The organism is Komagataeibacter melomenusus, from assembly GCF_013155395.1.
GTDB classification, from domain to species: domain Bacteria; phylum Pseudomonadota; class Alphaproteobacteria; order Acetobacterales; family Acetobacteraceae; genus Komagataeibacter; species Komagataeibacter melomenusus.
Genome location: NZ_JABJWC010000020.1, coordinates 1 through 14244 on the forward strand (window position 1 = coordinate 1; position 14244 = coordinate 14244).

The 14244-nt window shown below is 65.8% G+C and carries 13 protein-coding genes; 3 read left to right on the top strand and 10 right to left on the bottom strand.

All coding sequences use genetic code 11. The features are described from left to right. On the top strand, positions 1-209 hold a 209-nt coding region (locus HNW77_RS17515), incomplete at its 5' end, for a hypothetical protein (protein WP_206677823.1). On the opposite strand, the gene HNW77_RS09135 is transcribed toward HNW77_RS17515, so the two are convergent. From HNW77_RS09135 to xseA, 4 genes are all read right to left on the bottom strand, one after another. Continuing rightward, a complete protein-coding gene (locus HNW77_RS09135) occupies positions 172-888 on the bottom strand; it encodes an OmpH family outer membrane protein (RefSeq protein ID WP_172157121.1) in 717 nt (238 codons plus the stop codon). The genes HNW77_RS17515 and HNW77_RS09135 overlap by 38 nt on opposite strands. Before the next feature lie 126 nt (positions 889-1014). Continuing rightward, positions 1015-1422: a MerR family transcriptional regulator gene (locus HNW77_RS09140; RefSeq protein WP_172157123.1), complete on the bottom strand. Its 408-nt coding sequence runs from the start codon at positions 1420-1422 to the stop codon at positions 1015-1017. A gap of 329 nt (positions 1423-1751) precedes the next feature. Further along, positions 1752-2105, bottom strand: coding sequence for a BA14K family protein (locus tag HNW77_RS09145; protein WP_172157190.1), 354 nt, complete (start codon positions 2103-2105; stop codon positions 1752-1754). 47 nt (positions 2106-2152) lie between these two features. Then, positions 2153-3613, bottom strand: a complete 1461-nt coding sequence (xseA, locus tag HNW77_RS09150; RefSeq protein WP_172157125.1) for an exodeoxyribonuclease VII large subunit — start codon at positions 3611-3613, stop codon at positions 2153-2155. 66 nt (positions 3614-3679) lie between these two features. On the opposite strand from xseA, the gene purD reads away from it, so the two are divergent. Continuing rightward, positions 3680-4975: a phosphoribosylamine--glycine ligase gene (gene purD, locus HNW77_RS09155; RefSeq protein WP_172157127.1), complete on the top strand. Its 1296-nt coding sequence runs from the start codon at positions 3680-3682 to the stop codon at positions 4973-4975. Between the two features lie 214 nt (positions 4976-5189). Next, complete coding sequence (locus HNW77_RS09160; protein WP_172157129.1) at positions 5190-6575, top strand: MFS transporter; 1386 nt, start codon at positions 5190-5192, stop codon at positions 6573-6575. A 95-nt stretch (positions 6576-6670) separates the two neighbouring features. On the opposite strand, the gene ybaK is transcribed toward HNW77_RS09160, so the two are convergent. From ybaK to metH, 6 genes are all read right to left on the bottom strand, one after another. Continuing rightward, positions 6671-7147, bottom strand: coding sequence for a Cys-tRNA(Pro) deacylase (gene ybaK / locus HNW77_RS09165; protein WP_172157131.1), 477 nt, complete (start codon positions 7145-7147; stop codon positions 6671-6673). Continuing rightward, positions 7144-7884: an SDR family NAD(P)-dependent oxidoreductase gene (locus tag HNW77_RS09170; protein ID WP_172157133.1), complete on the bottom strand. Its 741-nt coding sequence runs from the start codon at positions 7882-7884 to the stop codon at positions 7144-7146. Before HNW77_RS09170 ends, ybaK begins: the two co-directional genes overlap by 4 nt. Further along, the gene (gene purF, locus HNW77_RS09175) at positions 7881-9395 is read right to left on the bottom strand and encodes an amidophosphoribosyltransferase (RefSeq protein ID WP_187353219.1); all 1515 of its coding nucleotides are present in this window, start codon (positions 9393-9395) and stop codon (positions 7881-7883) included. Before purF ends, HNW77_RS09170 begins: the two co-directional genes overlap by 4 nt. A gap of 52 nt (positions 9396-9447) precedes the next feature. Further along, positions 9448-9972 (bottom strand): CvpA family protein, encoded by a 525-nt coding sequence (locus HNW77_RS09180; RefSeq protein ID WP_172157135.1) that lies wholly within the window; start codon positions 9970-9972, stop codon positions 9448-9450. A 175-nt stretch (positions 9973-10147) separates the two neighbouring features. Beyond that, positions 10148-10555: a phosphoribosyl-ATP pyrophosphatase gene (locus tag HNW77_RS09185; protein WP_172157137.1), complete on the bottom strand. Its 408-nt coding sequence runs from the start codon at positions 10553-10555 to the stop codon at positions 10148-10150. 69 nt (positions 10556-10624) lie between these two features. Further along, on the bottom strand, positions 10625-14134 hold the full coding sequence (gene metH, locus HNW77_RS09190) for a methionine synthase (protein ID WP_172157139.1): 3510 nt from the start codon (positions 14132-14134) through the stop codon (positions 10625-10627). Positions 14135-14244: the final 110 nt, after the last annotated feature.

Below are 14244 nucleotides of genomic sequence, written 5' to 3' on the forward strand. Positions count from 1 at the left end.
TCCGTTTGCTTGCCAAGGCACAGCGGTTCCATTTTCGCCCATTGGGCATCCGTCAATATCAAGCGATCCATATGCAGTTTAAAGCACATCAGGGACCTTGTGAAAAATCAATTCCAAACAGACCCTGGAAAAAGCTTCACCAAAAACTTTTGTTATTAAAGACTTTAAGCCTTATTCGCCGCCGTTATCAGCGGGCTGGAACGGCATGACGGGGTATTTGCCGCTCTTGGCAATTTCCTCGGGGTCTTCCGTGGGGCCAGGCAGGTACACGGTGGGCAGCACCTGGTTGAGGTAGGTCACGACCTGGTCGCTGATATCGAGGCTGTTGTCATGCAGGGCGGCGGTGCCGGCCTGCAGCACCATGTTCATGCCACGGGCGGCGGCAATGGCGCTGACAACCTGCTGCATTTCACGCTGCACCTGATTCAGGGCGACCTGCGCGTCTTCTTCAAGGATGCGGTTGCGGTTGCCGAACTTGGTGCGGTCGGCCATCACGCGCTTCTGCAACTCCTGCTGCTGCTCGGGCGTGGGGGCCTTGCCTGCCTTGATGATGGACTGGCGCAGCGCCTGCAACTGCGTATCCTCGGCGCGCACGTCCTTGACCAGCGCCTCGCGGCGATTGCCCAGCTCGGTCTGCAGCTTCTGCACGGCAGTGGACTGCGCCATGATCTGCTGGGTGTTGAAGATGCCGATAACAGGCGCCGCGGGCTTGGTGCCAGCAGGCAGGGGCTTGAATTCCGGCACGGGCGGCATGGGCAGAATGGGGTTCTGCTGCTGGCCGCCTGCGTCCTGCGCCATGGCAAGGGCCGGGGTCAGGGCAATAGCCAGCCCACAAAGCGCGCCACGCAGGCGGGCGTGTCCGGTCCGGGCCATAATGCTGCTCCGCATACCTGTCATTATCCGATCCATTATTGTTCCGCTATCGTGGTTTCTGCGTAGCGGATCGTATGGCGAAAGAACATCCCCGCACAGGCAAAAAAAGCGCCTTTGGCACGAAATGGCGGACCGATGCCCCTATAGCCGCCAGATCAGGGGGGTATGCGACAGGAAAATGAGGCACAGCCCGCCAAGGAACAGTACCCGAAAGCCCCGGTTGGCCCCTTTTTCCAGCAATTCGTCGCGCGTTACGATCTGCATGAAGGAATCGGAGAGGCGGGCGCGCGCATCATCCGGCAGGGCGGCCAGCCTGCCGCGCCATTCGGTGCGCTGGCGGGCCTGCTCGGTGTGGGAGATATTGGCCCGGCGGTACAGGCCATCCACGTATTCATCAAGGTCTTCGATGCGGAACATCGCCTTGCGGGCATGGCGCATGGCGGCATGCGGGCCTGCCCCCACCAGCCTCAGGCTGCGGAGCCTGCGGGGCGTGATACCGACATATTCCGCCGCCTCGCGCATCGAGAGCATGCGCTTGAGGGGAAACATGTGGACCGTCGCCTGTTGCTCACCTATGGGACCGGACGAGGGGGGCAGGGTCATGATGCCCTTGAAACTCGACCATCCCTTCCGGCCAAGTCAATGGGAATATGGTGCGGGCCTGCCCATCCTGGGCATATGACCCATGCAGCCTGTTCCTATAGGCCGGTCCTGTGCGGCTGCCTGAAAAGTCAGGCCCGGTAATACCCTGAAATGTTGAAAGTTTTTGGTGAAGCTTTTTTCACAAAGCTTCAAAAGAACGCTGCCTTTTTGAAAAAAGCCGGCACCCGAAAACTTTTCTCATTTCTTTATCAACGACCTGTTTTCAAAAAATCCCCTTAACGGCACACCCGCCGGCTGCCATCGGCGGCGATATAGGTGCCGGTCTGCGCATCGAAGCAGGCATTGGCCGCGCAACTGCTGGCGGTGGGCGTGACCTCGGGGTGAATGCTAGCCCCCATGGCATTGGCCTCCCGCGCGGCGTGGCCACACAGGGGCGTATCGGCCGGGGCGGACGGGTCATTGGTCAGGATGGTGCCCGCAGGCGGCGTGCCTTCCTCGCCGGTCAGGCCGGGGGCGAAGTCCTGCGGCGGGATGCGCCCCGGCGTGGCGGCGGGCCGGGCCGCCGCGTGGGGGGCAGGCGCATGGGGCGCGTTATGCGTGCAGGCGCCCAGGAGCAGGGCGGCCAGCATCGCGTGGAAGCGTGGGGATAAGGTCATGGAGGGGGCGCGTATGTGCATTACAGATCCAGTTGCCCCTGTGGGCCGGGGGGCGCTTCAAGCGGGCGGGCGGCGACCGTGCCATCGGCAAAGGTCATGATCACCTCGGGTGCGGCGCGTGCCTGTGCCGCCTGTGCCAGCGGGCGGCCCGCGCGGTCTGTCACCAGCACGTAGCCCCGCTCCAGCACGGCCTGGGGCGAGAGGGAGTCAAGCTGGCCCGCCACGCCTGCCAGCATGCTCTTGCTGGCCCGCAACTGCGCTACCAGTACGGCGGGCGGCACGCGCAGGCGGCCAAGGGTGGCGGCGTGGCGGTGCAGCAGGCGGCTCATGGCCTGCTGGCTGGCCGTGCCCACGCGGTCGAGTTCCGCGCGGCGCAGGGCCAGGATCATCTGCGGGGCGGGCAGCCGGTCGGAGGCAGCCTGCACGCGCTCACGCAGGCGGCTGAGGCGGGCGGGCAGGGCAAGGTCGAGGCGGTAGGCGCGGTCATCAAGCCTGCGGCGGGCGTTTTCCACAACGGCAGGCAGATCGGGCAGGCCTGCTGCTGCCCGCTCCAGCCGGGCGCGGGCGAGTTGCAGGCCACGCTCCAGCCCGCTGCGCAGCCGGGCGGCGCGCTGGGCCAGGCCGGCCTCAAGCTCGGCGCGCACCGGCACGGCCATCTCGGCGGCAGCGGTGGGCGTTGGCGCGCGGCGGTCGGATACGAAGTCGATCAGCGTGGTATCGGTCTCGTGCCCCACGGCGGAAATGACCGGAATGCGGCATGCGGCCACGGCCTGCAGCACGGCTTCGTCATTGAAGGCCATCAGGTCTTCAAGCGAGCCGCCGCCACGGGCCACGATCAGCACGTCGGGGCGGGGCACGCCGCTTTTGGGGCCGATGGCGTCAAACCCTGCAATGGCCTGGGCAATGCGTTCGGCAGCGCCCTCGCCCTGCACCGGCACCGGCCAGACCAGAACCGGCAGCGCAAAGCGCCGGGCGATGGTGGTGCGGATATCATGCAGCACGGCGCCCTGTGCCGATGTCACGACCCCGATCAGGCGCGGCAGGAAGGGCAGGGGGCGCTTGCGTTCGGCATCAAACAGCCCCTCCTGCGCCAGCCGCAGGCGCAGGCGCTCGATCCGCGCGAGCAGCGCGCCTTCGCCCGCATATTCCAGCCGGTCGATCACCATCTGGTACGACGAGCGCTCGCCATAGGAGGAAATCTTGCCCGTGGCGATGACTTCCACCCCGTTCTCCGGCTTCAGCCCCAGCCGCGAGACCGTGCCGCGCCACACCACCGAGGAGAGCTTGCCCCCCTCGTCCTTGAGCGAGAAATACAGGTGGCCCGAAGGGTAGCGCTTGAATTCGGTAATCTCGCCGCGCACGCGGATGCGGCCGAACGTGCCCTCGAGCACGCGGCGGATGGCGCCTGAAATCTCGGCCACCGAAAATTCGGGCGTATTGCCGCCCATGGCGCGGCCGGAGTCGGGAAACTGTTCAACCATCCGCACAAGGTATGATAGAGACGGCCACCCCGAAAGGGCAGAGATGAAAAACGGGAGAAACAAGTGATGCGGGTGCTGCTGGTTGGATCAGGCGGACGGGAACATGCCATGGCCGCTGCCATTGCGCGCTCGCCGCGACTTGAGGCGCTGTTCATCGCGCCGGGCAACCCCGGCACCGCAGCACTGGGCACGAACTGTGCCGTCAGGGCTGATGACGTGGCGGGCCTGATCGCCCTGGCGCAGCAAGAGCGCATCGACCTTGTGGTGCCCGGCCCCGAAGCCCCGCTGGTGGCGGGCCTGGCCGATGCCTGCAAGGCAGCAGGCATTGCGTGTGCAGGCCCCACCCAGGCCGCAGCCGCCCTTGAGGGCAGCAAGACCTTCACCAAGGAAGTGTGTGACGCCGCCGGCATCCCCACCGCGCGGTGGGAGCGCTTTGATGCCGCCGCACCCGCGCTGGACTACGTGCGCCGCCACGGCGCGCCGGTTGTGGTCAAGGCGGACGGGCTGGCGGCAGGCAAGGGCGTGGTCGTGGCCCAGAGCGTGGCCGAGGCCGAGCAGGCCATTACCGACATGATGACCGATGGCACGCTGGGCGAGGCGGGCCAGAGCGTGGTGATCGAGGATTGCCTTGTGGGTGATGAGGTCTCGCTGTTCGCCTTCTGCGCGGGCGAGACGGCGGTGCTGATCGGTGCCGCACAGGACCACAAGCGCATAGGCGATAATGATACCGGCCCCAATACCGGCGGCATGGGTGCTGTCTCGCCGCCCACCGGCTTTGACCGCGCGGCGCAGGAAGCCGCCCTCGATGTGCTGGTGCGCCCCATGCTGCGCGAGATGGCCCGGCGCGGCACGCCGTTTACCGGCATCATCTTCGCTGGCCTGATGCTCACGAATGATGGTCCGCAACTGATCGAATACAACGTCCGCTTTGGCGACCCGGAAGCCGAGGCCCTGCTGATCCGGCTGGAAAGCGACCTGCTCACCGCCCTTGCCGCTGTGGCGAAGGGCGACCTTGCGGGCACGGATATCCGTTTTTCCGCCCGGTCCTCCATCAGTGTCATCATGGCGGCGAAGGGCTACCCCGGCAGGCCGGTGACCGGCGGCGTGATCCGTAACCTTGCGGCAGCCGAGGCGCTGCCCGGTGTGCATGTATTCCAGGCGGGCACGAAGCGCGATGACGCGGGCGAACTCGTGGCCGCGGGCGGTCGCGTGCTGGCCGTGTGCGCCACGGGCGATACGCTGGCGCAGGCACGCAATCGTGCCTATGAGGCCGTGGGGCTGATCGATTGGCCCGATGGCGTCTACCGCCATGATATTGGCCAGCGTGCGCTCGCGGCACAGGAAAAAACGGGGAAAGAGTAAAAGTTCTTGGGGTGCCGCCTTTTTTCAAAAAGGCGGCATCTCTCGAAGCTTTTTGAAAAAAGCTTCACCAAAAACTTCTTCATGATTTGCGCGATGTCGGGTGGATAGCCTTTTCAGGCCGCCTTCTGCCCCCGGCGGATTGATAGGCAGGGCAGTCCCGGATATCGTTTACACAACAGAACATTTTTCCTTCCCGCCCCGAAAAGCTCCTGCCATGCCCCCCCAACCAAAACCTGTCCTGACCGAAGGCGAAGGCCTGCATGGGGCGGCGCGCGTGCGTGCCGTGACCGCCATTGCCCTTGCGGTGCTGCTGGCGCTGCTGGACTACGCCATCGCCAACGTGGCGCTGCCCACCATTGCGGCGGATATCCATGTCTCGCCTGCCTCGTCGGTCTGGATCGTCAATGCCTACCAGCTGGCCTCCGTGGTCTCGCTGCTGCCCACCGCGGCCCTTGGCACGCGCATCGGCTTTGCGCGGCTGTGCCAGATCGGGCTGGCGCTGCTGACCGTGGCCTCGCTGTTCTGCGCCCTGTCGCACTCACTGCTCATGCTTTCGCTGGCGCGTGCGGTGCAGGGCGTGGGGGGCGCATGCATCATGAGTGTCAGCATCGCGCTGATCCGCTTCATCTACCCGCATGCCATCATCGGGCGCGGCATTGCGCTCAACGGGCTGATGGTGGCCCTTGGCGTGGGCGGCGGGCCGACCGTGGCGTCGGTCATCCTGTCATTCGCCACATGGCCGTGGCTGTTCCTCATCAACATCCCGCTCGGGCTGACAGCGCTTGTGCTGGCGCTGGTGTCGCTGCCGCGCACGCCGGTCAGTCCCGGCTCGTTTGATGGCGTGAGCGCGGTGCTGAACGTGGTGGCGTTTGGCGCGCTGATCATGGCCGGTGATTCCGTGGCCCATCACGCGGGTGCGGCCCAGGTGGTGGCCCTGCTGGCGGCCGGTGTCGTGGCGGGCGGGCTGCTGGTGCGCCGCCAGCATGGGCAGACACACCCCATGTTCCCCATCGACATGCTGCGCATTCCCGCCTTCCGCATCGGCACGCTGGTGGGGTTCGTGGCCTTTGTCGCCTCCAACCTGTTCATGATCTCGTTTCCGTTCACGCTGCAGTCGATGTTGCATTACCCGCCCGCAACCGTGGGCCTGCTCATGACGCCGTGGCCGGTGGGCATCATGGCGGTCTCGCCGCTCATCAGCCGCCTGAGCGACAGGGTGCCCGCGGCCATCCTGTCCTCGGTGGGGCTGTTCATGACATCGATGGGGTTTTTCGCCCTTTACCTGCTGCCGCCTGATCCGGGCTGGTTCAACATTGCCTGGCGCATCATGCTGGGGGGCATGGGGTTTGGCATTTTCCAGCCGCCCAATAACCGGGTGATGATGGTTACGGCCCCGCCGGGGCGCTCGGGCGGGGCATCGGGCATGGTGCAGATTGCGCGGCAGTGCGGGCAGGCCACCGGGGCGATGTGCGTGGCCATGGCCTTTGGCCTGATTGCGCATGGCGCGGAGCGCGACTGCCTGGGCTTTGGCGCGGTGGTGGCCATGATTGGCGTGCTGTGCAGCGCCAGCCGCCTGATCTGGCGGCCCGCGACGCGTTGAGGAAAGAATAAACGTTTCCGGGTGCCGCCTTTTTTCAAGAAGGCGGTGTTCTTTCAAAGCTTTTTGAAAAAAGCTTTACCAAAGACGCTTGCTTGTCAGGCCAGCAGGTCGGCAGTCAGGGCACCTGTTGCGGCAATGGCATCGGCAGCATCCAGGCGCACCAGATAGCCGCGCTTGCCCCCATTGATGATGACATAGGGCTGCGCCAGCGCCTCGCGTGCGAGGGCGGTGCGCACCCGCTTGCGCTGGCCAAACGGGCTGATGCCCCCCACGCGGAAGCCCGTGCTGCGTTCGGCGCTTGCGGGTGGCATCATTTCAGCCGATTTGCCGCCAAAGGCGGCGGCCACCTTCTTCATGCTCAGGCTGGCCGCCACCGGCACCACCACGCAGGCGGGCCTGCCATCGACAAGCACCATCAGCGTCTTGAACACGCGCTCGGGGTTCTCGCCTATGGAGGCTGCGGCGTGGTTGCCGGTCTGGCCCGCGGTGGGGTCGTATTCATATTCCACCACATCAAAGGCGATGCCTGCCTTCTGCAGGGCGGCGGCGCCCGGTGTTGACTTGCTGCTCATGCTACCGGCTCGTGCAGGTTGGCTGTTACGTACTGGCCCTGCGGCTGGGGGCCGGGCTGGCAGAGCCTTACGATATGGGGCGCAATGTCGTGGGGCGTGGGCAGGCTGGCCATGTCGAGCGCGGGCATGGCCAGCCTGCGCAGGCGGGTGGCGACGGGGCCGGGTTCAAACAGGTTGATGCGCAGCGGGCTGCCTGTGGGCAGTTCGCGCACCCATGTGTTCACAATGGCCTCCTGTGCGGCCCGCGTGGCGGCAACCAGCCCCCAGAAGGGTTCGGGCTGGCGGGCATGCCGGTCGGTCAGGAACACCGCGCGCCCGGCGGGTGCGCGTTCGAGCAGGGGGGCGAGCGTGCGGATCAGCCGCCATGTGGTCAGCGGGCCGCCGTGGAGCGCGCGCTCCCAGTCCTTGGGTTGCAGGTGGGCCAGCGGCGAGAGCATGCCCAGCGTGCCCGCGCAGTGCACCACGCAGTCCAGCCGCCCGAAGCCGGCCGCGATGGAAGGGCCGAGCGTGTCGAGCTTTTCGCCATCGGTCAGGTCCAGCGGCAGCAGGGTGGCGCCGTGGCCGGTATGCTGGCGGATCTGGTCATCCGTGTATTCCAGCCCGCCCTGCGTGCGCGCGGTCAGGATGCAGCGCATGCCCGCCCGCGCCAGCGCAATGGCCACCGCCTGCCCGATGCCCCGGCTGGCCCCGGTCACAAGGGCCACCCGGCCTTCGGTCATGGTGGCGGGGTTGGTCATGCGGGTTCGGGGTGGTGTTCGGCCTCGTAATCCACCAGTTCGATCGGGTAGTCGCCAGTAAAGCAGGCATCGCAGTAGCGGTTGGCCGCACTCTGGCGGTCCTTGTAGCCCAATGCGCGGTACAGCCCGTCGAACGAGATGAAGGCAAGGCTGTCCACGCCGATCAGCTTGGCCATTTCCTCGATATTGTGCTGGGCGGCAAGCAGCTGGCTGCGCTCGGGCGTGTCGATGCCGTAGAAGCATGAATGCGTGGTGGGCGGCGAGGAGATGCGCATGTGCACTTCCTTCGCACCGGCAGCGCGCACCATGTCCACGATCTTGCGCGAGGTGGTGCCGCGCACGATGGAGTCATCGACCAGCACCACGCGCTTGCCATCAAGCACAGGGCGGTTGGTGGAATGCTTCATCTTGACGCCAAGGTTGCGGATTTGGTCGGTCGGCTCGATGAAGGTGCGGCCCACGTAATGGTTGCGGATGATGCCAAGCTCGAAGGGAATGCCGCTCTCGGCGGCAAAGCCCATGGCCGAGGGCACGCCGGAATCGGGCACCGGCACGATCACGTCGGCCTCGACGGCACTTTCACGCGCCAGTTCCACGCCGATCTGCTTGCGCGTGTCATACACCGCGCGGCCATCCATGACCGAATCGGGGCGGGCGAAATAGATGTATTCGAACACGCAGAAGCGCGACTGCGTGTTGTTGAACGGGCGCACCGAGCGGATGCCCTCGTCATTGATGATGACGATCTCGCCCGGTTCCACGTCGCGCACGAACTCCGCACCCACGATGTCGAGTGCGCAGGTCTCGCTGGCCAGCACCCATGCGCCTTCCGTGCCGTCTTCCTCGCGGATGCGGCCCAGGATCAGCGGGCGCACGCCCAGCGGGTCGCGCACGCCGATCAGTTCATTGCGCGAGAGCACGATCAGGGAATAGGCGCCCAGCACCTGCTTGAGCGCATCGATCAGCCGGTCCACCACGTTGGAATAGAGCGAGATGGCGATGAGGTGGATGAACACCTCGCTATCGGTGGTGGACTGGAAGATGCAGCCACGCCGCACCAGCGCCTTGCGCAGGGTCTCGGCATTGGTCAGGTTGCCGTTATGGGCCACCGCGAGGCCGCCAAACTCGAAATCGGCAAAAAGCGGCTGCACGTTGCGGATCAGCGTCGCCCCCGTGGTGGCGTAGCGGTTGTGGCCCACCGCGCACCGGCCGGGCAGGGTAGCCATGACGCGGGCATCGCCAAACACGTCGCCCACCAGCCCCAGCCCCTTGTGGGTGTGGAAGCGCTCGCCATCATAGGACACGATGCCGCTGGCTTCCTGCCCGCGATGCTGGAGCGCATGCAGGCCAAGGGCGGTCAGGGCGGAGGCATCCTTGGTGTTCCATACGCCAAAGACGCCACATTCCTCATGCGGCTTGTCATCGTCATGGCGCCACTGGGCGGCGATGTCATCGCGCTCGTGCCGGGTGGGCGGGTTACCGGATGTGGTGTGCAGGCTGGTGCGGGACATGGTGGGCGATCTTTCCTTGACGGACGGGGGCGGCGGGGACCGACGATAAGGTTCAGATGGGCGCGTCATGCCGCGTCCCGGCGGGTTGCGCAAGATGCGCGGGCAAGTTATCGGGCACGTGGGCATGAAGATAGGTCACGCTGTTGCCGATAAGGGGCATGATCTGGCTGGTGCGCATGACCTCGGGCCATTCACTGGCGGGCACGAGGGCGGTCATGCCCGCATAGATCAGCACAAGGCACACATACCCCCGCGCCAGGCCAAACAGCAGGCCAAGCACGCGGTCCAGCCCCGACAGGATGGAACCCTGCACGGCCCGACCCGATAGATGGGCAGTGGTGGTGAAAATGACAAGAAGGGCAAGGAACAGCACCGCAAACGATGCAAACGAGGCCAGCGTGTGGTTGCTGATCCATTGCGTGGCGTAGGGCATCAGCGTGCCGTACCATGCCACGGCCAGGATGGTGGCCATGACCCAGGCGGCCAGGCCAAGCACCTCACGCGAGAAGCCGCGCACGATGCCGACCACCCCCGAAAGCCCGGCAATGGCGAGGGCCGTGATGTCAATCCAGTTCATGCGTGCCGGGCCGGGGCAGGCCCCACGGGCACGTAACAGGCATGGACCCGGTCCATCTTATCGCGATATTCCCTGCTGTTCCGCCAGCGGCCAGCTTATGCCACCCGCATGGCCTAGCGGCTAGGCCAAAAAACGGTTCGTTGCGATTTCATGCACGCGTGGGGTGGCGGGGCGTTCAGGGCAGCTTGGTGGTGCGGATCTTCCATGCTCGCCTGCGCGCGCGGGTGGGGGTGGAGGTGCGCTCGGCCGCGTTGAGGGCCAGCAGCAGGTTGCCCATGCGGGTGCGGCGGTCGATCTCGGTCCAGACATCCTCGGGGTCGATACCGGCTGCTGCCCAGACCTGCAGCAGGTGGGTCAGCACATCGGCGCTGTGTGCCACCAGGCCCGCGTGGTCTTCGGTCATGAGGTCCATCACGCATTGCTCGGCGGCACAGGTAAAGGCGCGCGCGCCGTGACGCGTGGCGCGGTTGCCCTGGCCCGCAGGTGGCGCGGCCCTGCGCAGCCGCGCCAGCAGGCGACCGAGCGCGTGCTCGGCGTCCGGCGTATGGGCGGGGCTGGAGGGCGTGTGGCGGGGGCGAAACATAATGCAATGATGGGCATCATTTTCCGCACCGGTCAACACGTCCCGCAGGGTGGCGGGACGGCGCTTTTGTCAGATCGAGAAATACTTCGCGTGCGGGTTGAAAATGACCAGCGCGGAGGTGGACTGCTCGGGGTGGAGCTGGAAGCCATCGGTCAGCGAAACCCCGATCTTTTGTGCATCGAGCAGTTTCAGGATCGGCTCCTGCTCCTCCAGCCGGGGGCAGGCGGGGTAGCCAAACGAGTAGCGCGAGCCGCGATAGCCCTGCTGGAGCAGCTTGGCCATGTCGCGGTCATCCTCGGCGGCGAAGCCCATCTCGGCGCGGATGCGCTTGTGGGTATATTCCGCCATGGCCTCCGCCATCTCGACCGACAGGCCATGCAGATAGAGGTAATCCTTGTAGCGGTCCGCCTCGAACCATTCCCGCGCGCGGTCTGAGGCATCCTGCCCCACGGTCACCACCTGCAGGCCGATCACGTCGCGCTGGGCATCGTCGATATCGCGCACGAAGTCGGCAATGCAGGCGCCATCCGCGCGGGGCTGGCGGGGCAGGGTGAAGCGGGCGGCCTCGGTGGTGCCGTCCTCGCCAAACAGCACGAGGTCGTTGCCCTCGCCTGCTGCCTTCCAGTAGCCGTAGCTGGCCTTGGGGTGCAAAATATTCTGCTCGGCGCACAGGGCCAGCATGTGGCGCAGCACCGGGCGCAGTTCCTTGCGCGCCCAGACCATGAAGTCATCAAGCGAGCGACCCTGTTTGCGGAAGCCCCACTGGAACTGGTACAGCGAGCGCTCATTGAGGAACGGCAGCACCGCCTCCGGTGTGGCTTCAAGCACGCGCGGGCCCCAGAACGGCGGGGTCAGCACGGGTTCATCCGCCGTCAGCTTCTCGCGCCGGGCGCGGGCGGCGGCGATATCCACCGGGCCGAAGCCCCGGGTCTCGGCGGCCTCGATGTCCTGCGTGCGGTTGGCGCGCGTGGCCTTGCCCGCGCGGCGGGACTGGATGGCGGCAAGATAGGTGTCGAATTCGCCCTGCGCCACCTTGTCCATCAGTGAGAGGCCATCGAACGCATCACGCGCATAGGCCACGCGGCCGCCTTCGCCGTAAGCTGCGGTGCAGTCCTCTTCCACGTAGTTGCGCGTCAGCGCGGCACCGCCGAGCATGACCGGCACGTCCACGCCCTGGCGGTTCATTTCCTCAAGGTTTTCACGCATGATGACGGTGGACTTGACCAGCAGCCCCGACATGCCAATCGCATCGGCCTTGTGCTCGCGGGCGGCTGCAATCATGTCGGCCACCGGCACCTTGATACCGAGGTTGATGACCCGGTAGCCGTTATTGGTCAGGATGATGTCGACAAGGTTCTTGCCGATGTCATGCACGTCGCCCTTCACGGTGGCCAGCACCATGGTGCCACGCGCCTGGCCCTCGGTGCGCTCCATGTGGGGTTCCAACCACGCCACGGCGGCCTTCATCGTCTCGGCGGATTGCAGCACGAAGGGGAGCTGCATCTTGCCTGCGCCAAACAGTTCGCCCACCACCTTCATGCCATCGAGCAGCACGGTGTTGATGATGTCGAGCGGGGCCATGTCGCGCATGGCTTCCGCCAGGTCGTCTTCCAGCCCCTTGCGGTCGCCATCGACAATGCGGTCCTTGAGCCGCTCGGGCGCGGTCTCGGCGCGGGATTTCTTTACCGCGTCGGCGGCCTTGCGGTCGGCGAAGATTTCCAGCATGCGCTGCAGCGGGTCATAGCCCTCGGCGCGGCGGTCGAAGATCAGGTCCTCGGCCACCTTCACTTCCTCTGCCGCGATCAGGTGCAGCGGGCGGATTTTCGACACATGCACGATCGCCGCCGTCATGCCCGCGCGCACCGCGTGGTCAAGGAATACCGAGTTCAGCACCGCGCGGGCTGCCGGGTTGAGGCCAAACGAGATGTTCGACAGCCCCAGCACGATCTGGATATCGGGGAAGCGCTCGCGGATCAGGCGGATGCCCTCCAACGTCCATTCACCCAGCTTGCGGTCATCTTCCGTGCCGGTGCCGATGGTGAACGTGAGCGGGTCGATCATCAGGTCGGATTGCGGCAGGCCGTGCCTGTCACACGCGAACTCGACCAGACGGGTGGCAATGCGCAGCTTGTCTTCCGCTGTCTTGGCCATGCCCACTTCATCAATGGTCAGGGCGATGACGGAGGCGCCGAACTTGCGCGCGAGCAGCATGCGCTCGTTGGCAATCGCTTCCCCATCCTCGAAGTTGATGGAGTTGATGATGGGCTTGCCGCCATGCAGCTTCAGCGCAGCCTCGATCACCGGGGTCTCGGTGGAATCAATGACCAGCGGCGCGTTGACCGAGGAGGTGAAGCGGGTGACGACCGCGTTCATCTCGCGCATTTCGTCACGGCCGACGAAGGCGGTGCAGATGTCGAGTGCGTTCGAGCCTTCGGCCACCTGCTCGCGGCCCAAAGCCACGCAGCCATCCCAGTCGCCTGCTTCCTGCAACTGCCGCCACTTCTTGGAGCCGTTGGCGTTGCAGCGCTCGCCGATCGAGAAATAGCTGTTCTCCTGGCGCAGCGGCACCTGTGAATACAGGCTGGCGACCGAGGGAATCCACACCGGCCTGCGCGGCACGGGGGCAGGGCGGATGCGGCCCGTGCCCTCGGCGCGCTTACGCAGCATCTGGTCAAGGGCCTGCGTGTGCGGTGTGGACGTGCCGCAGCAGCCGCCAATCAGGTTCAGGCCGTCCTCGGTAATGAAGCGGTCCACCCAGCTTGCCATCTCGGCAGGGGTGAGGGGGTAATGCGTGGTGCCGTTGACCAGTTCGGGCAGGCCCGCATTGGGCTGGACCGAGATCAGGCCGGGCCAGTTCTCGCTCAGCCAGCGCACGTGCTCGGCCATTTCCTGTGGGCCGGTGGCGCAGTTCAGGCCCATCAGCGGCACGTCGAGTGCGTTGATGACCGTAGCCGCCGCAGCAATGTCGGGGCCTACGAGCAGCGTGCCCGTGGTCTCGACCGTAACCTGCACGAAGATGGGGGTATCCACGCCCATCTCGGCGCGCGCGATCTTGGCTGCGTTGACGGCGGCCTTGATCTGCAGCGTGTCCTGGCACGTCTCGATGAGGAAGCAGTCAACGTCGCCCTCGATCAGGCCACGGCACTGCTCGGTCAGGCCCGCTTCAAGCGTGTCGTAGTCGATATTGCCCAGCGAGGGCAGCTTGGTGCCCGGCCCGATGGAGCCGACCACATAGCGGTGGCGGCCATCGGCAAAGGTCTCGGCGGCTTCACGCGCCAGGTGGCCTGCGGTGCGGTTGATCTCGCGCGTGCGGTCGGCCAGCCCGAATTCGGCCAGCGTTATGGGCGAGCCGCCAAAGCTGTTGGTCTCCACCATGTCGGCCCCGGCCTCGAAGTAGCCACGGTGGATTTCACGCACCAGTTCGGGGCGCGAGAGGTTCAGGATCTCGGTGCAGTTTTCCTGCCCCCAGTAATCGCGCTCGACCTCGAGGTCCAGAAGCTGTACGCGCGAGCCCATGCCGCCGTCACACAGCAGGACCTGGTCGCGGAGGGCATCGAGAAGGTGGGGGCGAGTGGTCATGGTTATCCTGAAATCCTGGTAGATGCCGGGCAGAAGCCTGTGCTTGCCGCGGTTTTCCAGCGCGGTCTGTCCGGGCCGGGCTTGTCATATGGATCGGTCTGGTGCCTTTT

Bases quoted from the DNA above. Each gene is read 5' to 3' on its own strand.
- HNW77_RS09135 (WP_172157121.1), bottom strand. From the start codon at position 888: ATGCGGAGCAGCATTATGGCCCGGACCGGACACGCCCGCCTGCGTGGC.
- HNW77_RS09140 (WP_172157123.1), bottom strand. From the start codon at position 1,422: ATGTTTCCCCTCAAGCGCATGCTCTCGATGCGCGAGGCGGCGGAATAT.
- HNW77_RS09145 (WP_172157190.1), bottom strand. From the start codon at position 2,105: ATGCTGGCCGCCCTGCTCCTGGGCGCCTGCACGCATAACGCGCCCCAT.
- xseA (WP_172157125.1), bottom strand. From the start codon at position 3,613: ATGGTTGAACAGTTTCCCGACTCCGGCCGCGCCATGGGCGGCAATACG.
- purD (WP_172157127.1), top strand. From the start codon at position 3,680: ATGCGGGTGCTGCTGGTTGGATCAGGCGGACGGGAACATGCCATGGCC.
- HNW77_RS09160 (WP_172157129.1), top strand. From the start codon at position 5,190: ATGCCCCCCCAACCAAAACCTGTCCTGACCGAAGGCGAAGGCCTGCAT.
- ybaK (WP_172157131.1), bottom strand. From the start codon at position 7,147: ATGAGCAGCAAGTCAACACCGGGCGCCGCCGCCCTGCAGAAGGCAGGC.
- HNW77_RS09170 (WP_172157133.1), bottom strand. From the start codon at position 7,884: ATGACCAACCCCGCCACCATGACCGAAGGCCGGGTGGCCCTTGTGACC.
- purF (WP_187353219.1), bottom strand. From the start codon at position 9,395: ATGTCCCGCACCAGCCTGCACACCACATCCGGTAACCCGCCCACCCGG.
- HNW77_RS09180 (WP_172157135.1), bottom strand. From the start codon at position 9,972: ATGAACTGGATTGACATCACGGCCCTCGCCATTGCCGGGCTTTCGGGG.
- HNW77_RS09185 (WP_172157137.1), bottom strand. From the start codon at position 10,555: ATGTTTCGCCCCCGCCACACGCCCTCCAGCCCCGCCCATACGCCGGAC.
- metH (WP_172157139.1), bottom strand. From the start codon at position 14,134: ATGACCACTCGCCCCCACCTTCTCGATGCCCTCCGCGACCAGGTCCTG.